Origin of the sequence: Pseudomonas sp. BCA17 (genome assembly GCF_004519405.1) — a bacterium.
GTDB lineage: Bacteria > Pseudomonadota > Gammaproteobacteria > Pseudomonadales > Pseudomonadaceae > Aquipseudomonas.
On sequence record NZ_SGWI01000005.1, the window covers coordinates 433066 to 455291 of the forward strand.

Sequence of the window (22226 nt, forward strand, 5' to 3'; positions counted from 1 at the left end):
GGGCGTTCTCGTTAGTTTTCTAGTTAAGTGCGAACGGCAGAAATAAAGCTTTGGGTACGCGGGTTTTGTGGGCTTATTAGAATGTCTTCGGGGCTGCCGGCTTCCACAATCTGGCCGGCGTCCATAAACACCATGCGGTTGGACACTTCGCGGGCGAAGCCCAACTCATGGGTGACCACGATCATGGTCATGCCGGTGGTTGCAAGATCGCGCATCACCGACAGCACTTCGCCTACCAGCTCCGGGTCGAGCGCTGACGTGGGTTCGTCAAACAACATCAGTTTGGGCCGCATCGCCAGCGCGCGGGCAATGGCCACACGCTGTTGCTGGCCGCCGGACAACTCCACCGGGTAGGCATTACGCTTGTCCGCCAAGCCCACGCGTGCCAGTAACTCCAACGCGTCTTCGGTCGCTTCCTTGGGCGAGCGCTTGAGTACCTGGCAGGGGCCTTCGATGATGTTCTGCAACACGGTCATATGCGGGAACAAATTGAAGCGCTGGAACACCATGCCCGTAGCCAGGCGCTGACGGGCGATCTGCGATTCATTCATCTCGTGAAGCTTGTTGCCGACCACCCGGTAACCCACCAGTTCGCCGTCGACCCAAAGGCCGCCCTTGTCGATTTTTTCCAGCTGGTTGACGCAGCGCAGCAGGGTACTTTTACCCGAGCCCGAAGGGCCGATGATGCACATGACCTCGCCTTGCTCGACCTCGATATTGATGTCTCGCAGCGCGTGATACTGGTCGTAATACTTGTTCAGGTTGACGGCCTTGACGATGCTTCTCATGGGGCAAATCTCCTCAACCCAGACTTACGAGCGCTTGCCGGCGCCGCGGGCAAAACGACGCTCGAGGCGGCTTTGGCCAAATGAAAGAACAGTCACCACCGCCAGGTACCAGATACCGGCAACCATCAGCAGCTCCATGACCCGCGCGTTGGCGTAGTAAATGTTTTGCGCGTTGTGCAGCAGCTCCGAGTACTGGATGACGCTGGCCAGGCTGGTCATTTTCACCATGCTGATGAACTCGTTGCCCACAGGCGGAATGATCACTCGCATGGCCTGCGGCAGAATTACCCTACGCAGCGCTTGCAGGTTCGGCATACCGATGGACTTGGCCGCTTCGTACTGGCCGGTGTCTACCGAGAGCAAACCAGCACGTACCACCTCCGCGGTGTAGGCGCCCTGGTTGATGCTGAGGCCGAGCAGGGCGGCCACGAACGGCGTCATCAAGTTGACGGTATCGATGCTGAACAGACCGGGAATCGCGATCACCGGGAAGATCAGCGCCAGGTTGAACCACAACAGCAGTTGCAGAATCAGCGGCGTGCCCCGGAACAGCCAGGTGTAAGTGATGGCCACATACCGCAGGATCGGGTTGGCCGACATGCGCATGATCGCCGTGATCACCCCGATCACCACACCCAGCGCCATCGCCAGGACCGACATGACGATGGTGTTCACCAGGCCCCAGAGGATGGCCTCAGACGTGAGGAACTGTCCGATGTAGGACCATTCGATCTGGCCGTTGGCGAATGCGCGCAACAACGCGGCCAGCACGATCACGATCAACGTGGCAAAAAACATCCGCCCGTAATAGCGACGCGGCACGTGTTCGTATTGCGTGATATCGAACTGGTTCTCGGACAACTTGCGCTCGGCTTCCAAGCGCTCTGCCGGGTTTTGATTCATGGTGCTACTCCAAAACTACTAAAGCTCTAACTGCTGTGCGTACCCCCCTGTAGGAGCGAGCTTGCTCGCGAAGAACCTGAGAGCAACGCGGGGTATCAGGCTTCCCGCGTCATCGTTCACCGTCTTCGCGAGCACGCTCGCTCCTACAGGGGGAAGCCGTTCAAATTCTGAAACCGGTGTAGTCGTCGGCCCATTTCCGCTGAGCCGCCAACGCCACCTTCAACCGCCCGATCTGCTCTCGCACCCGCTCCGGCGCCGTCCCACCCCAACCACTGCGCGCTGCAATCGCCGCCTCCAGGGTCAAACAGTCGCGCACCTCCGGCAGCAGCCGCGGATCCACCTCCGCCAACATCGCCGGCGAGGCTTCCCACAACTCAATCTCATGTTTCTCACAGGCCTGCACCAGGGCGCCGGTAATCTCATGCGCCTCCTTGAACGGCACACCACGGGTCGCCAACCAGTCCGCCACCTCCGTCGCCAGGGTGAAGCCCATCGGTGCCTGGCGCCGCAGTTCTTCCACCTGCACCTTCATGGTCGCGACCATCCCGGCCATCGCCGGCAGCACCAGCAGCAAGGTATCCACACTGTCCAACACGCTGTGCTTGTCTTCGCTCAAATCGCGGTTGTACGACAGGGGCAAGGATTTGAGGGTCGACATCAACCCCGTCAGGTTGCCAATCAGCCGCCCGGCCTTGCCCCGCGCCAATTCGGCAATGTCCGGGTTCTTTTTCTGCGGCATGATCGAGCTGCCAGTGGCGTAGGCATCATCCAAAACCACCCAGCGGAACTGGCGCGACGACCACAGGCAAAACTCCTCCGACAGTCGCGAAATGTTCACCCCGAGCATGCCCGCCACAAACAGGAATTCCGCCACATGGTCGCGGCTTGCTACGGCGTCGATAGAGTTTTCGCACGGCCCGGTGTAGCCCATTTCCTTGGCCGAATGCTCCGGCTGGCGCGCAATCGCCGAACCGGCCATAGCCGCCGCGCCGAGGGGCGACAACGCCGTACGCGCATCCCAATCCATCAGCCGTTGTACATCGCGCAACATTGACTGGGCGTGGGCCAACAAGTGATGGGCGAACACAATCGGTTGCGCCTGCTGCAAGTGCGTGAAGCCCGGGCAGATGCTCTCCACATGCTGCTCGGCCTGCTCCACCAGGGCCTGCTGCAAACCCAGTACTTCAGTAGTGATGGTGCGTACATGGTCGCGTAGGAAAAGGCGCAGATCATTGGCCGTCTGGTCGTTACGCGAGCGCCCGGCGCGCAGCTTGCCGCCCAGGGCGCCGAGACGCTCGGTCAGTACGCGTTCGATGAAGGTGTGCACGTCCTCGTCATCCAGGCTCGGATGCAGGTTGCCAGCGGCGAAATCTGCGCCAATACCGTCCAGGGCTTGCAGCGTGCGCAAGGTTTCCGATTCATCCAGCAAACCGGCGCGCTGCAACTCACGGGCATGTGCACGGGAGCCGGCGAGGTCATAGGGCGTGAGGCGAAAATAGCGCTCAGGGCAACGCGACAACGCAGCCAGAGCTGCAGACGGGCCGGTCTTGAAACGAGCACCCCAAAGGCGGTCGGTGGGCTGGGACATGGAGGTTCCTCACGCTTGTTTTTAGAAGAGTCGGAGGCAGTAAAAATAAAGTTTTAACGGCGTAGAACCGGCGTCTGACGCGCCGTATTCAAGGTTGCCAAGGGCGGATGTTTATGTTCATTATCGCCGCCTGGCTATATTCAAGGATTGGGTTCAAGCCTGTTGAATATGGCACTTGAGGTCAACGCGTATTATGGAAACTCCACTTTCCACTTCTGGAAACCTGCCGCCAAAACCCGGCACAAGACCGCCGCTGCAACTGAGCGGGCTGGACTTCAAATTGCTGCGCGTGTTCATGGCTGTGGTCGAAGCCGGCGGCTTCAGTGCCGCGCAGAACGAGCTGAATGTGGGGCTGGCGGCGATCAGCAAACAGATCTCCGACCTTGAGATTCGCATCGGCATGCGCCTGTGCACCCGGGGCAGGGAAGGGTTTGGGCTGACCGAAGAAGGCAAGTTGGTGTATCAAGCCTCCATCGAGTTATTTGCCTCGGTGGACAGTTTTCGCGACAAGCTTAGTTCCGCGCAAAACGAACTTATCGGCGATCTTAGTGTGGGGATTATTGATAACACCGTATCGGACATTAATTCGCCGCTTATTGCAGCCCTGGGCAGATTACATAGCGAATCGCCAAAAATAAGATTGCGCCTGCACGCCTCGCAACTGGATGAAGTTGAACGCGGTGTGGTGGAAGGGCGCCTGGTCGCCGGCATCGTCCCGGTGTACCAACGCCGTGAAGAATTCGACTACTTCGCGCTGTACGAAGAAAAGGCCTACGCCTACTGCGCTGTAGGACATCCACTGTTCAATACGGGCGACATAACGCCAGAAGTGTTACGCCAATACGAAGTGGTCAACCACCGGTATGCGATCCATCGTGACAAGGTCAACTTCGTCACCTACGACAGCCAGTCCGCCTCGGCCTCACAGGTGGAAGCCGTCGCCATCCTGATCCTGACCGGCCGCTTCCTCGGCTTCCTGCCGGAGCACTACGCGACGCCATGGGTAAGGGAAGGGCGCCTACGCGCACTGTGCCCGGATCAGGTCCACTTGAGCACAGCGCTCAACCTGATCCTGCGCCACAACGCGCCGCGCAGCCCGATGGTAAAAGCCTTCGCCGCAGCGCTGGGGGTAGACCTCAAAGCCGCGACATAATCCCTGCCGAACACCGATCAACAAGTTGACGAAGCTCAAATGTGGGAGCTGTCGGGCCCCAGCGAGGCTGCGACGGTATCACCTCGGTTCAGCGGCCGATCCCATCCATCGGCATCGACCCCTAGCACCCCATGCTAGTGCGCTTCCTAGCTTGAAACCGATCAAAGTGTGGGAGCGCTCGAGCCCCCGCGAGGCAGCGATGGGATCGCCTCGGTCCACCTGCCGATCCATCCACCCACATCACCGCTGCAACTTGCCCAACTTCTTCTTCGCATGAAAATGCCGGAAATGCGCATCCTGCGCCGCCGCCAACAACTCCCGATCCCCACGCGTATCACCCCAGGCCCGCAGCCGATATTCCCCAAGGTCCCCATACACCGCCTCAAGCCGCAGCACCTTGTTCTCACAGCGGCAGTTGTTCCCGGTGAGTTGACCGGTCAATACCCCGTCAACCACCTCGAGCTCAGTGCCAATCAACTTGATTCCAAGCCGATCGGCAAACGGCTGCAACACCAACGCCGGCGATGCCGAACACAGCGTCACTACTGCCCCCGAGCCCAACTCCTGTTCCACCGACAGTACGCCTGCCGGTCGCATCAACCGCGCCCAATTGCGCTGGCAATACTCCTCGGCTTTCTGCTGCACCCACGCCTTCTCCACCCCCGTCATAAAGGTGCGGATCAACTGCGCCTTCAACTCATCCCGGCTGATCTGCCGCACCAAATAGCGCATCCCCGGCACCGCCAGCTTGACCATCCGGCCATAGAACTCACCGGTGCCAAAGGCGAACTTGAGGAAGGGCACGAAACTGTCGTGGTGGGTCAGGGTGCCGTCGAAGTCAAAGACGGAAAGTACTTTGGCGTCAGCGGGGCCGGCTTCGAGCATGTCTGGGTTCACGGGTGGTCCTTGATCGTTTGGAGCGGGTTCTCATAACTGTGTGACTGGCGCCCACTGCATGGGTTCAGGCCGATAACGGTTATGCAATTCAGATCAGCCAGAAGTCGTGATGTTGGGCTTTTACTGGCAATGATCAAGGGAGTTTACCCGGTCGGACATAGGAATGAACGCCGTAGATGGCAGAGTATTTCCCACCGTCCAGCCATTCGACTTGGCGTGTTAAGACAAGTAGTGAGAGTTTTCAGGCAAAAAAACACCCTGCGAAAGCGTAGCCCTCGCAGGGTGTGGGGGTGACCCTCTCATTAACCCGAATTATCCGGGCTTTTAAGACAAGCTCTAATTGATCAATCCCAGCTCAACGCCCCACCCGTCTGGTACTCGATCACACGGGTCTCAAAGAAGTTCTTCTCTTTCTTCAAGTCCATGATCTCGCTCATCCAAGGGAACGGGTTAGTCGTGCCTGGATACTCTTCCTTCAAGCCAATCTGCGACAGACGACGGTTGGCGATGAACTTGAGGTAATCCTCCATCATCGCCGCATTCATGCCCAACACGCCGCGAGGCATGGTATCGCGTGCGTATTCGATCTCCAGTTGAGTCCCTTGCAGGATCATCTGGGTCGCTTCTTCCTTCATCTCGGCATCCCACAGGTGTGGGTTTTCGATTTTGATCTGGTTGATCACGTCGATACCGAAGTTCAGGTGCATCGACTCGTCGCGCAGGATGTACTGGAACTGTTCGGCCACGCCGGTCATTTTGTTGCGGCGGCCCATGGACAGGATCTGGGTGAAGCCGCAGTAGAAGAAGATGCCTTCCAGGACGCAGTAGTAGGCGACCAGGTTGCGCAGCAGTTCTTTGTCGGTGTCGACGGTGCCGGTTTCGAACTTCGGATCGGAGATCGAACGGGTGTACTTCAGGCCCCAGGCGGCTTTTTTAGCGACCGATGGGATCTCGTGGTACATGTTGAAGATCTCGCCTTCATCCATGGCCAGCGATTCGATGCAGTACTGGTAGGCGTGGGTGTGGATCGCTTCTTCGAAGGCCTGGCGCAGGATGTACTGGCGGCACTCCGGGTTGGTGATCAGGCGGTACACGGCCAGCACCAGGTTGTTGGCAACCAGGGAGTCGGCGGTGGAGAAGAAGCCCAGGTTGCGCATGACGATACGGCGTTCGTCGTCGGTCAGGCCCTCGGGATTTTTCCACAGGGCGATGTCGGCGGTCATGTTGACCTCTTGCGGCATCCAGTGGTTGGCGCAGCCGTCGAGGTACTTCTGCCAGGCCCAGTCGTACTTGAACGGCACGAGTTGGTTGAGGTCGGCGCGGCAGTTGATCATGCGCTTTTCATCAACGGCGACGCGGGCGGAGGCGCCTTCGAGCTCGGCGAGGCCTTCGGCGATGTCGAGTTTGTCCAGGGCGGCCTTGGCGCGCACGATGGCGGCGGAGTCGCTGGCGGTGACGGCACGGGCTTCAACCGCGGCAGCAGCACCGGCACCGTCGAGGCGGTCCATGTTGGCTTCGGTGGCGTGGCCGGCGTTGGCGCCTTTGGTGGCTACTTCGCCTTCTTCTTCTTTGTCGAATTCGTCCCAGCTCAGCATGACGTGTCGTCTCCTGCGTGAGGGCTCAAAGTGCCCGTGTGAAACCGGATGGTTGGGTATTCACACGGCCCAGAGGCCGCGGTGGATCTTAAGGAATCGTTTGTTGCAGCTAGCGCACGCATTAAACGGAATAGGGTTACGGGTGCCCTGCGTGAGGCTTGAGGTGCGGAGCCGTGTTTGCTTGCTCCTGCGGGATGCCTCAGGTCTGGCTCTTCATCCCAATGTAAAGGGATATTGCAGGCCCGATTTACCCGCGCATTATAGGGAAAAATTCGGCTTTGTGTTGCGGCGGATGGTCACTTGGGTGCGCCAAAATGACGTGGTTTGCGGCCAAAGCGTGTGTTTGCAAGGCTTTGCCGGGATTGGATTTTTTTGACGGGCGGTGAGAGGTTTTTTGTAAGCAGAGGGCAAGGGTGCGGGGTAGGGCTTTATAAGGAGGGTGTGGCGGCTGATGCCATCGGGAGCAAGCCCCCGCCCGCAGGTTGATAGCGGTGTGCCAGATGCAGGTTCTTGGCCGCAAGAATGATTTCTTGCGGCGACCAAGATCCAGGATTAAATCTTAAAGAACTTATTATCCGTTAGAGCAGCCGTTGCCCATGACTTGGTATTGCAGAATATGCCGCTGACCTTGCGAGTCTTCATATTCCATTTGTACCGGTACTACTTGGCAAACTTCCGGGATTTCACTCATGGAGAGTACTTTGGCGACGTCCAAGTGCGTGCTGTAAGTGTAATCCTCGACAACCGGGGCGTTCTGGCCGGCCAGTTCGGTCGGGGCCTCATCGGCCAGGGCGGCGGTGGCGCACAAGCTGCTGAGGGCCATGACTATTAAAGCTTTCATTTGTCTATTTACCTTATTGAGGTCGAAGTGGGTCACGGGGCCCTTGTGAGGCCACGTGTGTAACTTAAGGTCGGTAAGTTCGGATTAACGTTGCCTTCGTGGGGGCTGTTGCGTTGTTAATCACTGCTGTGTTGAACACAGCGCCTTGGTTGGCGGAGTTGATTTTAGGCGTGCGGGTTATATTCATATACCCGTGCTTTTGATAAACACTATTGGCGGTTTTTGTAACAATCCCGTGGTAAAGGTTTTTTCACAAACAGGCAAAGCGCCGCAGGCTGCGGGCCAGAGCAGCACACGGGCATAGCAGGGCAATTTGTAGGGGCTTGTTACTACCATCGTCGAATGGTTCTATAGACCAGCCCCGGCTAAAACAGGGTCATACAAAAACAACGATTGTCACCGAGGTAAGAAAGATGAGTGCGGCTTCCCTGTACCCCGTTCGCCCCGAAGTAGCAGCCAACACGCTGACCGACGAGGCGACCTACAAGGCCATGTACCAGCAGTCGGTGGTCAACCCCGATGGCTTCTGGCGCGAACAAGCCAAGCGCCTTGACTGGGTCAAGCCTTTCACCGCGGTGAAGCAGACCTCTTTCGACGATCACCATGTCGACATCAAATGGTTTGCCGATGGCACCCTGAACGTTTCCTACAACTGCCTGGACCGTCATCTCGCCGAGCGTGGCGACCAGGCCGCGATCATCTGGGAAGGCGATGACCCTTCCGAAAGCCGCACCATCACCTACCGCGAGCTGCATGAAGAAGTCTGCAAGTTCGCCAACGCCCTTCGCGGCCAGGATGTGCATCGCGGCGACGTGGTGACTATCTATATGCCAATGATCCCCGAAGCCGTGGTCGCCATGCTGGCGTGTACCCGCATCGGTGCGATTCATTCCGTGGTATTCGGCGGTTTTTCCCCTGAAGCCCTGGCCGGTCGCATTATCGACTGTCGGTCGAAGGTAGTGATCACTGCCGACGAAGGCATCCGCGCGGGTAAGAAGATTCCGCTGAAGGCTAACGTCGACGACGCCCTGACCAACCCGGAAACCAGCAGCATCCAGAAGGTCATCGTGTGCAAGCGCACCAATGGCGCGATCAAGTGGAACCAGCATCGCGACATCTGGTACGAAGACCTGATGAAAGTGGCGGGGACCGTGTGTGCGCCGAAAGAGATGGGCGCCGAAGAAGCGCTGTTCATCCTCTACACCTCGGGTTCCACCGGTAAGCCCAAGGGTGTGCAGCACACCACCGGTGGCTACCTGCTCTACGCCGCCCTGACCCATGAGCGTGTGTTCGACTACCGTCCGGGCGAAATCTACTGGTGCACCGCCGACGTCGGCTGGGTCACCGGCCACACTTATATTGTCTATGGCCCGTTGGCCAACGGCGCGACCACGCTGCTGTTCGAAGGTGTGCCGAACTACCCGGATATCACCCGGGTGGCGAAGATTGTCGACAAGCACAAGGTCAATATCCTCTACACCGCGCCGACCGCGATCCGCGCAATGATGGCTTCCGGTACCGCCGCGTGCGAAGGCGCTGACGGTAGCAGCTTGCGTCTGCTCGGTTCGGTCGGTGAGCCGATTAACCCTGAAGCGTGGGACTGGTACTACAAGAACGTCGGCCAATCCCGTTGCCCGATCGTCGATACCTGGTGGCAAACCGAGACCGGCGCCACCCTGATGAGCCCGCTGCCGGGCGCCCACGCACTCAAGCCGGGTTCGGCTGCGCGTCCGTTCTTTGGCGTGGTGCCGGCGCTGGTGGACAACCTGGGCAACATCATCGAGGGCGCTGCCGAAGGCAACCTGGTGATCCTCGATTCGTGGCCAGGCCAGGCGCGTACCCTGTACGGCGACCACGACCGTTTCGTCGACACCTACTTCAAGACCTTCCGGGGCATGTACTTCACCGGCGACGGCGCCCGTCGCGATGAAGATGGCTACTGGTGGATCACCGGGCGTGTGGATGACGTGTTGAACGTGTCCGGCCACCGCATGGGGACCGCCGAGATCGAAAGCGCCATGGTCGCGCACCCTAAAGTCGCGGAAGCGGCGGTAGTGGGTGTACCCCATGACATCAAGGGGCAGGGCATCTACGTGTATGTCACCCTCAAAAATGGTGAAGAGCCCAATGAAGCGCTGCGCCTGGAGCTGAAAAACTGGGTGCGCAGGGAGATCGGGCCAATTGCGTCGCCGGACGTGATCCAGTGGGCACCGGGCTTGCCGAAGACGCGCTCGGGGAAAATCATGCGGCGGATTCTGCGCAAGATTGCTACCGCGGAATATGACGGGTTGGGGGACATCTCCACACTGGCAGACCCTGGGGTAGTGGCGCATTTGATTGAAACGCACAAGGCCATGAACGCCGCGTAAGGCGTACAGAGTGTCCAAAGCCCCGTCCGGTGCAAGCCGGGCGGGGCTTTTTAATGATATTTGGAAAACGCCGAGAGCCGGGGTGGAAGGGGGCTTGCTCCCGATAGCGGCGGACCAGTGGGCACCTCTATGACTGACCCATCGCTATCGGAAACCAGCCCCTTCACACATTGAATAGCATTGCAGGGCGGGAATCGTATGGAGGCTGAGGGCTCGTACACCCACCAAGCCAATAAATATCGGTTTCTATCGTAGAACGTTTCTGAATGTTACCGAGCGCCCTGAATGTGTAACCTTGCGCCCAAACATGAGGCAATGTGCTACGCCAACGCCCCGAAAAACCGCGTTTTAGACACCCCAGGAAATAAGATTAAACGCCAGACTTGCCGTGCTAGAAGGGTTTGCGAATAATAGGCCCGCAATTTGCAGCATCAACAGGTTTAATATCTTTTGTCTCTGCATAAAAAACAGGGGCTGTCAATGTGCTGGAACCGCTTTCTCGGTGCTTCTGTAAATTGTTGTCGCATTGAGGAAATATCGGCTTCCGGCCTGTCGTTAGAATGCCGATCACTCGCTCGTCGTCGCAGGTTTATACCGTTGTAGGACGCAGCGCCGCTATTCGGTTTCATTTAAGTCGCATCGTGGGCCACGGCTCATACTGCTTTTTGCCCTATACCGATGGAGTCCCAAGATGAAGAAACTTGTGCTGTTGGGCGCCCTGGCGCTGTCCGTGCTGTCCATGCAGGCTTTCGCTGATGAGAAGCCCCTGAAGATTGGTATCGAAGCGGCTTACCCTCCGTTTGCCTCGAAGGCGCCGGATGGCAGCATCGTGGGTTTTGACTACGACATCGGTAACGCGCTGTGCGCAGAGATGAAGGTCAAGTGCGTCTGGGTCGAGCAAGAATTCGACGGCCTGATCCCTGCGCTGAAAGTGCGCAAGATCGACGCGATCCTGTCGTCCATGTCCATCACCGACGACCGCAAGAAGTCCGTGGATTTCACCAATCGCTACTACCTGAGCCCAGCGCAGCTGGTGATGAAGGAAGGCACCACGGTCAGCGACAGCCTGGATGAATTGAAAGGCAAGAAAATCGGCGTGCAACGCGGTTCGATCCACGATCGCTTCGCCAAGGAAGTCCTGGCCCCTAAAGGCGCCACGGTTGTGCCTTACAGCTCGCAGAACGAAATCTACCTGGACGTGGAAGCAGGTCGCCTCGACGGCACCGTGGCTGACGCCACCCTGCTGCAGGACGGTTTCCTGAAAACTCCGGCCGGTAAAGGCTACGCGTTCGTGGGCCCACAGTTCACCGACGCCAAGTACTTCGGCGACGGCATCGGCATCGCTGTACGCAAAGGCGACAAGGCCGAGCTGGACAAGATCAACGCGGCCATCGCAGCGATCCGTGCCAACGGCGAATACAAGAAAATCCAGGACAAATACTTCGACTTCGATATTTACGGTGCTGACCCTAAGTAACTCGTCGCAGCTGTCTGTCCAGAATGGCGCAAGCAACAGAATTCCTGCGGTTTGCGCCATTTTTTCATCCCCCTTTTCGAGGACCTGAATCATGTTGAAAGGCTACGGGGCCGTCATCCTCGATGGCGCATGGTTGACGCTTCAGCTCGCCTTGTCGTCCATGGCCTTGGCCATTGTTCTGGGTCTGATCGGGGTCGCGTTGCGCCTGTCGCCGGTGCGCTGGTTGGCCTGGCTGGGTGACTTGTACTCCACGGTGATCCGCGGGATCCCCGACCTGGTGCTGATCCTGCTGATTTTCTACGGCGGTCAGGACCTGCTCAACCGCGTCGCGCCGATGCTCGGCTACGACGACTATATCGACTTGAACCCCTTGGCCGCCGGTATCGGCACCCTGGGTTTCATCTTTGGCGCCTACCTCTCGGAAACTTTCCGTGGCGCCTTCATGGCCATTCCCAAAGGCCAGGCCGAGGCCGGTCTGGCGTATGGCATGAGCAGCTTCCAGGTGTTTTTCCGGGTGATGGTGCCGCAGATGATCCGGCTGGCGATCCCCGGGTTCACCAACAACTGGCTGGTACTCACCAAGGCCACCGCGCTGATTTCGGTGGTGGGCCTGCAAGACATGATGTTCAAGGCCAAGCAGGCGGCAGACGCCACCCGCGAACCTTTTACCTTCTTCCTCGCAGTGGCGGCGATGTACCTGGTGATCACCAGCGTATCGTTGCTGGCCTTGCGTCATCTTGAGAAGCGCTACTCGGTAGGCGTAAGGGCGGCTGATCTATGATCTTCGACTACAACGTCATCTGGGACGCCATGCCGCTGTACCTCGGCGGTTTGGTCACCACCCTGAAACTGCTCGCCATCTCGCTGTTTTTCGGCCTGCTTGCCGCCTTGCCCCTGGGCTTGATGCGGGTGTCCAAGCAGCCGATCGTCAACGGTGCGGCGTGGCTCTATACCTACGTCATTCGCGGCACGCCAATGCTGGTGCAGCTGTTCTTGATCTACTACGGCCTGGCGCAATTCGACGCCGTGCGCGAAAGCTTCCTGTGGCCACTGTTGTCCAGCGCCACGTTCTGCGCGTGCCTGGCATTTGCGATCAACACCAGCGCCTACACCGCCGAAATCATCGCCGGCAGCCTGAAGGCCACGCCCAATGGCGAGATCGAAGCGGCCAAGGCCATGGGCATGTCGCGCTCTAAACTGTACCGCCGCATCCTGCTGCCGTCGGCCCTGCGACGCGCACTGCCGCAGTACAGCAACGAAGTGATCATGATGCTGCAGACCACCAGCCTGGCCTCCATCGTCACCTTGATCGACATCACCGGTGCCGCACGCACGGTGAACGCCCAGTTCTACCTGCCGTTCGAAGCCTATATCACGGCCGGCGCGTTTTACCTGTGCCTGACTTTTATCCTGGTGCGCCTGTTCAAGTTGGCCGAGCGCCGCTGGCTGAGCTACCTGGCTCCACGGAAGCATTGATATGGAACGTATCGATCACCTGTTGCCCTGGGGCCACCTGGGTTGCGAGCGTCAGCTGAGCGTATTCCGTTTCGGCCACGGCGAACGCAAGGCGTATATCCAGGCCAGCCTGCACGCCGACGAGTTGCCGGGAATGCGCGCCGCATGGGAGCTGAAAAAACGCCTGGTCGAGCTGGAGCAGCAGGGCGCCCTCAACGGTGTGATCGAGCTGGTGCCGGTGGCCAATCCGATGGGCCTGGGCCAACTGTTGCAAGGCAGCCACCAGGGCCGTTTCGAAGTGGGCAGCGGCAAGAATTTCAACCGCGATTTCGTCGAATTGAGCGAACCGGTCGCCGCGTTGCTCGCCGGCAAACTGGGGGATGATCCCCACGCCAACGTGCGCATGATCCGTCAGGCGATGACCGATGCACTGAGCGCTCTGCCCGCACCGAGCAGCCAACTGCAAGGCATGCAACGCGTATTGCTCAGCCACGCCTGCACGGCTGATGTGGTCCTGGACCTGCATTGCGATGCGGAGGCGGCGCTGCACATGTACGCACTGCCGCAGCACTGGCCGCAGTGGCGTTCGTTGTCGGCGCACTTGAATGTGAAAGTCGGCCTGCTGGCCGAGGATTCCGGCGGCAGTTCGTTTGATGAAGCCTGCTCGCTGCCGTGGTTGCGCCTGTCCCGGGCGTTCCCTGAGGCGCAGATCCCGCTGGCGTGCCTGGCGACGACGCTGGAGCTGGGCGGCCAGGCCGATACCGGCCGTGACGAAGCGATTTTCCACGCTGAGGGCATCCTCGCGTTTCTCGCCGAACAGGGCCTGATCAACGGTGAATGGCCTGCGCCACAGTACGAGCCCTGCGAAGGCGTGCCTTTCGAAGGCACCGAGCTGCTGTTCGCCCCCCATGCCGGCGTGATCAGTTACCTGCGTAAAGCCGGCGACTGGGTTGAAACCGGCGAACCGATTTTTGAAGTGATTGATCCCCTGACCGACCGCGTGAGCGTTGTTTGCGCGGGCACGTCCGGGGTGTTGTTTGCCGTTGAACGGCTACGTTATGCCCAAGCGGGTTTCTGGCTGGCCAAGGTGGCGGGGCGCGAAGCGCTGCGTCACGGGCGCTTGCTCAACGACTGACCACCTGTTTTTGTGAGAACCGACCGCATGTACAAACTTGAAGTCCAAGACCTGCATAAACGCTATGGCAGTCATGAAGTGCTCAAAGGTGTGTCCCTGGCCGCCGCGGCCGGTGATGTGATCAGCATCATCGGTTCCAGTGGTTCGGGCAAAAGTACTTTTTTGCGCTGCATCAACCTGCTGGAGCAACCCCACGCCGGCAAGATTCTGCTCAACAATGAAGAGCTGAAGCTGGTCACGGGCAAGGACGGCGCCATGAGGGCCGCCGACCCCAAGCAACTGCAACGCATGCGTTCGCGCCTGTCGATGGTGTTCCAGCATTTCAACCTGTGGTCGCACATGACCGCAATCGAAAACGTGATGGAAGCGCCCGTGCACGTGCTGGGTGTGTCGAAGAAAGAAGCCCGTGAAAAGGCCGAGCACTATTTGGCCAAGGTCGGTGTGGGCCATCGTAAGGATGCGTTCCCTGGCCACATGTCCGGCGGCGAGCAGCAGCGCGTGGCGATTGCCCGTGCCCTGGCCATGGAGCCGGAGGTGATGTTGTTTGACGAGCCGACTTCGGCGCTTGACCCGGAGCTGGTCGGCGAAGTGCTCAAGGTGATGCAGGACCTGGCGCAGGAAGGCCGCACCATGGTGGTGGTGACTCACGAAATGGGCTTTGCCCGTGAAGTGTCGAACCAGTTGGTTTTCCTGCACAAAGGCATCGTCGAAGAGCGCGGCAACCCGCGTGAAGTGTTGGTGAACCCACAGTCGGAACGTTTGCAGCAGTTCCTTTCGGGTAGCTTGAAATAATCAGGACTGCTTTTGTGCACCGCAGTAGTGCATGCTTCACAGTCTCGAGACAGGTCCCAATCTAACCGTGGGAGCGAGCAAGCCCGCTCCCACAGTGAGATCTTCATTGGCTTTAGAGATTTGTGTTGGTTTCCGGGCTAGCATTGGCCCTTGTCTTCATTACCGTTCTTCGCTTCGGATAGCCCTCCATGACCGCCCACAAAATTGGTTTCCTGATTTGGCCCAGCACAAAAGCCCTGACGCTTGCGCTGGCTGAGGAGGCCTTGCGCGTTGCCCAGCGGGTGCACCCGGAGGTGGTCTACGAGCTATCGTTTCTGCTCGCCGAGCCGCAAACCGACGGCGCCTGGCAACTGCCGGGCGAGCCGTGGGCCGGCAAGCTCGAAGGTTTCCAGAAACTCTTCCTGCTGGCGGATGAACCGCCCACCGTGGTCGCCTCGCAACTGAGCACCGCGCTCAAGCAACTTGTGCGGGCCGGCTGCGTGATCGGCGGCTTGTCGGCCGGCGTTTACCCGCTGGCTCAGCTTGGCCTGCTCGATGGCTACCGCGCCGCCGTGCACTGGCGCTGGCAGGATGACTTCGCCGAACGCTTCCCCAAGGTCATTGCCACCAGCCATCTGTTCGACTGGGACCGTGACCGCCTGACCGCCTGTGGCGGCATGTCGGTGCTCGACCTGTTGCTGGCAGTGCTGGCCCGTGACCACGGTGCCGAACTGGCCGGTGCGGTATCCGAAGAACTGGTGGTGGAGCGTATCCGCGAAGGTGGCGAGCGCCAGCGCATTCCGCTGCAAAACCGCCTGGGCTCCAGCCACCCCAAGCTGACCCAGGCTGTTCTGTTGATGGAAGCCAATATTGAAGAACCGCTGACCACCGACGAAATTGCCCAGCACGTGTGCGTGTCGCGACGACAACTCGAACGCATCTTCAAGCAGTACCTCAATCGCGTCCCCAGCCAGTACTACCTGGAACTGCGCCTGAACAAGGCCCGCCAGATGCTCATGCAAACCAGCAAGTCGATCATCCAGATCGGCCTGTCGTGCGGCTTCTCCTCGGGGCCGCACTTCTCCAGCGCCTACCGCAATTTCTTCGGCGCCACCCCGCGCGAAGACCGCAACCAGCGCCGTAGCAGCAGCCCGTTCGAACTGTCCTCGGTGCCCTCCGAGCGCGGGTGACCCCAGTTCACTCCTCCTGGGTCGTGGTTGATCCGGTGACAGGGGCATGCCCTGTTCATCCACGGTCGCTGCCTGCACCTGGAAGTCGATGCCGGTGCGTCGGTAATACTCCCTCAGGTACTCCAGGCTCTGCGCCGACCATGGGTTGCCACTCAGGTCACTGTCTTCCTCCAGCAAATTCGTGGTGTCGAGCAGTTCCGGGCTGATTTCCTCGATCTGGTTATCGCTCAAGTCCAGGGTGTGCAACTCCTTCAAGCGGAAAACCCCCTCAGGCAACGCTCGCAAGCCGGTACTGCGCAGGTGCAGCGACGTCAGGTCGGCCAGGCCGCTGACGTCGGGCGCCTGGTCCAGCGGGTTGTTGCTCAGGTCGAGGAGGTCCAGTTTGGGCAGGTCGCTCAAAGTGCGTGCAGTCGCGGGCGTCAGGCTGATGCCGCACCGGGTCAGTTCCAGGCTGGTCAGTTCGGGCATGCTGAAGATCGACTGAGGCAGGCCACCCAGGGCACATCTGTTCAAGGATAGAGCCTGCAGCCTGGGGAAACAGCGCAACGTACCGTCGACCGTGGTGGTAGTGCCATTGCCCGTCAGTTCGAACCGCGACACGTGCTCCAGGTCCGCGCTCAGGCGCGGCAGTTCGCCCATCACCGGGGTGTCCAGCGACAGGGCGTGGCTGAAGTCGTCGTGCAGGCTTTCTTCGTCTTCCGGGCTTTCGCGGCGCCAGGCCTGCTCCACCAGCACCTTGAAGTTTGCGCGCAGCGTCTGCTCGCGCAGGCGGGTCGCGTCGTCGAGTGGGGTGTCGTCGATCGGGTGTCGCTCGGGCACTTCCAGCACCCACTGATCAAGGTCGGTCGCCAACTGGCGGTACTCGTTTTCCAGGCGCGTCAGCGTCGGGGCGACGGCGTCCATGTCGCCGGGCAGGCGGAACACAAAGCGGTCGGCTTCACCCTCGACCAGCGTCGGGTACAGGCGTTGCACGTGCAGGCGAGCGTCCGGCGGCGCCTCGGCGTGGAAGCTTTCCTGGGTGCTCTGGCAGTATGTCTTGATGCGCTCCAGGGCCGCGCGCGACAGCGGGTTGCCGGACAGATCGAAAGCCCGTGCGACCTCGGGCGGCACTGTAAAGGCTGCGTCGGGCAAGTGCTCGATGGCGTTGCCGCTCAGGTTCACTGCGTTGCGTGGCACGTTCGTCAGCAAGCCCGGCGGTACCTGCGTCAGGCCAGTGTCGTGCAGCAGGATGCTGGACAGCGCGGGCAGTTGTTCGAAGTCCGGCAGTTCGCCCAGTTGGGGGTTGTGGCTGAGGTCCAGGTATTCCAGGTGTGGCATGTTCTGCAAGGCGGCGCGGCTGCTCGGCGACAGGGTCAGGGAGCAGCGGGGCAGGCCGAGGAAGGTCAGTTTGGAGTGTTCGAACACGCGCGGTGGAATATCCCCCAGCTGAATGTTTTCCAGATCGAGGATATCCAGCGCCGGAAAGCTTTCCAGAAACCCAGCGACCTCCATGGCGCCGCCATTGCCCTGGATGACCAGCGAGCCGACATGCTCGAACCGCGTGCTCAAGCGCGGCAGCTCACCGGCCAGGGTATGGTTGATGTCGAGGGCGCGGATATGCCGGGTCTCCTGCGCGGGGTCGCGGCGCCAGGTTTTTTCCAGCAGCACGTGCACCAGCAGGCGGCGTGCGTGTTCGAGCACGGACAGATCGGGGGTGCCTGACCACGCGCTCAGTTCCTGTTGCAGGGTCTGCAGGTCGCCGGCCAGTCGTGCCAATTCACGTTTACCGGCCTCGATATCACCTGGCAAACCGTAGATAAAACGATTGATTTCTTCCTTGTCCATGATGGGGAAAAGCCGCTGAGCGTCCTGTATGTCCACGGGCTGAGCATCGGCTTCCCAGTAGGTGCCGTAGCGCTGGTAGTAGGCTTTGATGCGTTCCAGGCTCTCCCGGGACAGCGGGTTATCGGACAAATCATATTTGGTGCTGGTCTGGGGTGGGGTTTCAAACAGCGCCGCAGGCAGGTCGCTGATCTCGTTTCCGGCCAGTAACGCCGCTTCCAGTTCCGTGCGCGACAACAAACCCGCGGGCAGGCGGTCGATGCCGGTTTCGGACAGATCCAGGGCCATCAGGTCGGGCATGGCTTCGACGCTCGGCACCAGGCCCAGGGGATTGTTGTTCAACACCAGGGTCTGCAGGCGGCTCATGCCCGACAGGCTGGCATGGCTGGCAGGCGTCAGGCGAATGCCGCAGTTGCTCAGGCCCAGAGTGTTGAGCGCTGGCAGGCTGGCCAACTGTGGGGGCAGGTTGCCCAAGGGCAGGTCTTTGACTTCCAGGTGACGTAACCGAGGGAAGTGGCTGATAAAGCCTGTGGCCCCCTGAGTATGGGCGCCACCGCTGATGGACAGCAGCGACACGTGCTCGAAGTTTGCGCTCAACTGCGGCAGCTCGCCGATGATCGGAAACTCCAGGCGCAGCACATGGCCGTCGCGGCTGGGGTCTTCGTAATAGTCATCGACCGCCGTCTCGCGATGCCAGCAGCGCATGAGCTGTTCGGCGATACGCCGACGGTTCTGCCGTTCGTAACGTCGCCGGCCTGGAGCGAGCCGCTCGCCGGTGTCGGGATGACGGGTGGGGATGTCGTGCTGCCAGGTGTGCAGGTCGGTCTCCAGTTGCAGGCGTTCAGCCTCCAGGGCCGTCAGTTGGGCAGATGCTCCGCCGGGCAGGGTTTCCAGGTGAGCGACCAGGGCATTGAGCTGTTGATCGTCCAGCGTGGGGTACAACGCCCGGGCGCGTGGGTGCACGGGGGGCTCGCCGGCGGGGCGATAGCCATCGGTGTTGCACAGGAATTTCAGGGTCTCGACCGGTGGCGTGGCAGGCGGTTCAGTGGTCAGCACTGTGCGCAATTCATTGCGTGTCAGCGGGTTGTCGCGCAGGCGCTGCCTGAGTTCGGCGCCCTGGTGGATCTGCAGCCCCACGGCATCGCGCTGTGCATCGGGCAGGGCGCTCAGCACGGCGTTGTACAGGTCGGTCTCGCCGGACAGCGCGCCGGTGTCGTCGTAAGGTACATAGCGGCCCTCTTCGGTGCGCACCAGGGTGCGGCGCAGCGGAGCGTCGTCGGGGCCGACCCGGTTCCAGACCGAACCCTCGGGCGAATCATGGCGGGCCACCAGTTGGATCTGATCCGACCAGCCCGGCAGCAGCTTCAGTGAGTTGAGGGCCAAGTGCTCGCTGTCGATGTTTGGCGTGGCGTCCAGGTGCTGGCCTTCATAGGCGCGGTTGATGCGCACCTCGGCCACCGCAGCACGGCCCAGGTCGGCCAGGCGCTTGGGCGTGCGGCGGGCATCCAGTTGTTCCAGCTCGGCGCCGCTGGCCTGGCGAACCATGTGTTCGGCGACGCTGGCGGGCAGGTCATGGGCAAGGTCCATGACCTGCCGGGCGTGGGGATCGGTGGTGATCTGCGACGGCCCATAGCGCGACTCGAACAGCGACGCGCGCTCCCGTTCGGCGATATCGGCGAGGGCTGTGCGCAGGCTCCTGGTGCGCGCCTCCAGGCTCAGTTGCGGGTCGCCGCTGCGTTCGCCGAACGGCGTGCGGATTTCTTCCGGGCTCAGGGTTTGCAGCACGGTCTTGAGCAGGTCGCCATTGTTCAATTGGGCTTCATGGATCTGCACCACCGGCTGGTGGGGATCGCCGAATTCCCACACTACGTGGCCCTGGGCGTTGAGAAAGCGCAAGGCCTTGGTTTTGGGCCAGTAGCCGAAACTGGTCAGCAATTGCAGTTGTTCCTGCGGGTCGATGGCGTTGTACTGCGCGGGGTCGTCGCTGCGCAGGCGCTGGATCAACTGTTGGATCTCACGGTCAATGCGCAGACGGATCAGGCTGTCATCCAGCAGTGGCGGCACCGGTTCGCTGCGCAGGTGCATTTTGCGCAGCGCGCCTTCCTCGACCCCGCTGATGCTCAGTGCCCGTTCGCGGTCGGCTGGGCTCAGGTCCTGCGCGCGGTGGCCCACACGGCGCAACAACGTGTCGCGGTCCCATTGCAAAGGTTGTTCAAGCTCGCTGTGCCAGGCACCGGCCTGGTTGTGACGCAGGTGCGGGCGATAGGCCTCGGGACGTGTCGGATGCTTGATCACATAGTGCCCGTTGCCGGCGGCCTGCACGGCGTAGTACTTGCCTTCAAGGGGCAGGATCAACTCGCCGTGCAGGCTGTGCAGGCCCTGCTCATTCACGCCCTGCATGGGCGCAACCTGGATGTTTTGCTGGTAGGGTGCCAGGTCCGGTTGCCAGTAGCGGCGGCTGCGATCGGCCAGGGTCACCGGCTTGAAGCGGTCCATGAATGCCAGGGTTTCGGCCGATAGCAGTTTGCGCATCTCAGCCAAGGCGATCTGGGGGCCGAGGGCGAATGCGCCCAGTTGCACCAGCGACTGCAATGTCCCGATCAGGTGTGCGAACGCTTGATCGGTGAGGCCCTCGGCCCAGTCGACAACCCCCTCGAACACTTCATTGAGCAGTTGATAGGCCATGTAGCCCATCATCAATTCGCCCAGCCCCGGAATGAATGGTGTGATCACCAGCAGCGCCGTGTTGAGAATCGATTGGGCCACTTTGACGAACGAATCCCACAATGCCCAGCGCGCTTTGCTGTCGGCACTGACGCTGGACACCGCGAGCGTGCGCGCATCATTGAGGATCTTGTCGAGCTTGCGTTGATAAAGGTGGCGCCAGGGGTCGCCCTGGATGGGGGTCGAAACAAAGCGCAGCTTGGGGTCGTCGGTGGGGTCATTGCGCCAGGCGCCGTGTTTGTCGCCGGCTTCGGGCGGGTGCCAGGTGAGTGTCGCCAGGCGCTGGCCCAGGCCGGAGAAAAACACCCCGAGCTTTTCATGGGGAACGAAACGGCTGAAAAACACCTGGTACTCGTCGCTGCGCAGTTGGCGGGTGAGCGCCTGTTTGAAGTCCCAGGACGATGGGTATTCCTTGAGGGGGTGTTCGGGGTCGTCCGGTATGTAGGCAACGATGCGCTGGGCGGAGGTTGTGCGCTCAAGGTCGGGGGCGAACAGCAGGATGCCGGTGAGCGCGGTCTCCATCATGCTGAAGTCATGGCACAGCACGGGCTCGCGCCCGATGCACAGGCGCAGGTGGCCGTTGACCATCGCGTCGATCACCTGGGCGAAGTCTTCCTGCACGTCGCCCTTGATGCGCGCCAGATGCAAGGCCGTGCGCAATGCCGCGCGCTGGCTGGCGTCGACCTTGAGGGCCAGGGCGTTGCCGGTGGGCGTGTGGTTTAGGCCCAGGACTTTGCGCAAATGCAGGGCGTAGCGCGCGCCGATATCCAACTCGCGACACAGGTGGATAAAGGCGTTGATCGGCATCGCCGCACGCACGGCGGGCAAGGTCTCGAACTGGCCGCTCGGGGACGGGCGGGTGATAAAGGTCGAATGGGGCTCGTAGAAGTCCGGCGCGGCCTCTTTGTAGTCGAAGTTGTGCAGCGCGGCGTCGAGCAGCGAGACTGTCCAGGCCCGTGCGCCGCCGGAGCGTATCGGCAGCCACGGCACGGTTTGCGGGATATAGAGGCGGACGAACACTGCGTCGACATCCAGGTCGACGCCGAAGCGTTGGTTCAACAGGCCTTTGAGCAGGGGCTTGGCGTAGGCCTTGGGGTCTTGCAGGTTCTTGAGTACGTCATCGACGCCGTTTTGCGCGATCCAGTGGTTGGCGTTCCAGCGCTTGAACAGTGCCTTGTGTTCAGCGCTGGCCGAGTGCAGGGCCTTGCCCAGCGCGGGTTTGGCCGCGCTGAACGCCTGGCGCCTGGCAGCGGACGCCTGGCCCAGCCAGTGGGGCAGGGCGTTGTTGAACAACGCGTAATGGCTGTCGGGAGGGGTAGTCATGGGGCTGATCTCTGAGGGGCCATGGAAGCGCATCAGTAAATCAGCCGGTTTTTGATGCTTGCGCCTAGATAGTTAGAGTGTTTGAGCCTGACGCAAACGTGCCCGGCAGTTTAAACTGCGCCATTGCGACGCTATTTGTCGCATTGGCGTAAACCCGCGTAAAACGGGGGTTGGCGCTATAAGAAGTTGTCGCTTG

Annotated in this window: 14 protein-coding genes and 1 pseudogene; 8 read left to right on the forward strand and 7 right to left on the reverse strand. The window is 60.6% G+C overall.

The genetic code is table 11. The features are described 5' to 3' along the window. Window positions 1-23: 23 nt before the first annotated feature. From EXW71_RS20620 to argH, 3 genes are all read right to left on the reverse strand, one after another. Window positions 24-788 carry an amino acid ABC transporter ATP-binding protein gene (locus EXW71_RS20620; protein WP_123714394.1) on the reverse strand — a complete coding sequence of 255 codons (765 nt, stop codon included), beginning with the start codon at window positions 786-788 and terminating at the stop codon, window positions 24-26. Between the two features lie 24 nt (window positions 789-812). After that, entirely contained in the window at window positions 813-1691 is an 879-nt protein-coding gene (locus EXW71_RS20625) for an amino acid ABC transporter permease (RefSeq protein WP_134660031.1), read from the reverse strand. 160 nt (window positions 1692-1851) lie between these two features. Then, complete coding sequence (gene argH / locus EXW71_RS20630) at window positions 1852-3279, reverse strand: argininosuccinate lyase (RefSeq protein WP_134660030.1); 1428 nt, start codon at window positions 3277-3279, stop codon at window positions 1852-1854. Between the two features lie 193 nt (window positions 3280-3472). Between argH and EXW71_RS20635 the strand changes: the two genes are divergently transcribed. Further along, the gene (locus EXW71_RS20635) at window positions 3473-4432 is read left to right on the forward strand and encodes a LysR family transcriptional regulator (RefSeq protein WP_134660029.1); all 960 of its coding nucleotides are present in this window, start codon (window positions 3473-3475) and stop codon (window positions 4430-4432) included. Between the two features lie 240 nt (window positions 4433-4672). On the opposite strand, the gene EXW71_RS20640 is transcribed toward EXW71_RS20635, so the two are convergent. The 3 genes from EXW71_RS20640 to EXW71_RS20650 all read right to left on the reverse strand — a co-directional run bounded on the left by EXW71_RS20640 (window position 4673) and on the right by EXW71_RS20650 (window position 7765). After that, a complete protein-coding gene (locus EXW71_RS20640) occupies window positions 4673-5317 on the reverse strand; it encodes an HAD-IB family hydrolase (RefSeq protein ID WP_134660267.1) in 645 nt (214 codons plus the stop codon). Between the two features lie 356 nt (window positions 5318-5673). Then, the gene (locus EXW71_RS20645; RefSeq protein ID WP_134695642.1) at window positions 5674-6924 is read right to left on the reverse strand and encodes a ribonucleotide-diphosphate reductase subunit beta; all 1251 of its coding nucleotides are present in this window, start codon (window positions 6922-6924) and stop codon (window positions 5674-5676) included. Window positions 6925-7495: 571 nt separating this feature from the next. Beyond that, a complete protein-coding gene (locus EXW71_RS20650; protein WP_123714297.1) occupies window positions 7496-7765 on the reverse strand; it encodes a DUF2790 domain-containing protein in 270 nt (89 codons plus the stop codon). Window positions 7766-8178: 413 nt separating this feature from the next. Here EXW71_RS20650 and acs point away from each other — a divergent pair, with 413 nt between their 5' ends. From acs to argR, 7 genes are all read left to right on the forward strand, one after another. Beyond that, entirely contained in the window at window positions 8179-10134 is a 1956-nt protein-coding gene (gene acs, locus EXW71_RS20655; RefSeq protein ID WP_134661297.1) for an acetate--CoA ligase, read from the forward strand. Between the two features lie 691 nt (window positions 10135-10825). Continuing rightward, a complete protein-coding gene (locus EXW71_RS20660) occupies window positions 10826-11611 on the forward strand; it encodes an ABC transporter substrate-binding protein (protein WP_071483227.1) in 786 nt (261 codons plus the stop codon). A 91-nt stretch (window positions 11612-11702) separates the two neighbouring features. After that, window positions 11703-12392, forward strand: a complete 690-nt coding sequence (locus EXW71_RS20665) for an ABC transporter permease (protein WP_010208305.1) — start codon at window positions 11703-11705, stop codon at window positions 12390-12392. Next, a complete protein-coding gene (locus EXW71_RS20670; RefSeq protein ID WP_134661298.1) occupies window positions 12389-13087 on the forward strand; it encodes an ABC transporter permease in 699 nt (232 codons plus the stop codon). The genes EXW71_RS20665 and EXW71_RS20670 overlap by 4 nt, the downstream gene beginning before the upstream one ends. 1 nt (window position 13088) lies before the next feature. Further along, complete coding sequence (locus tag EXW71_RS20675; protein WP_134661299.1) at window positions 13089-14201, forward strand: succinylglutamate desuccinylase/aspartoacylase family protein; 1113 nt, start codon at window positions 13089-13091, stop codon at window positions 14199-14201. A gap of 27 nt (window positions 14202-14228) precedes the next feature. Next, complete coding sequence (locus tag EXW71_RS20680) at window positions 14229-14993, forward strand: ABC transporter ATP-binding protein (protein ID WP_123714302.1); 765 nt, start codon at window positions 14229-14231, stop codon at window positions 14991-14993. Between the two features lie 188 nt (window positions 14994-15181). After that, the gene (gene argR, locus EXW71_RS29235) at window positions 15182-16162 is read left to right on the forward strand and encodes a transcriptional regulator ArgR (RefSeq protein ID WP_123714303.1); all 981 of its coding nucleotides are present in this window, start codon (window positions 15182-15184) and stop codon (window positions 16160-16162) included. Window positions 16163-16345: 183 nt separating this feature from the next. Here the strand turns inward: argR and EXW71_RS20685 are convergent. Continuing rightward, window positions 16346-22063, reverse strand: a pseudogene (locus tag EXW71_RS20685) (dermonecrotic toxin domain-containing protein); the annotation flags it as partial. Window positions 22064-22226: the final 163 nt, after the last annotated feature.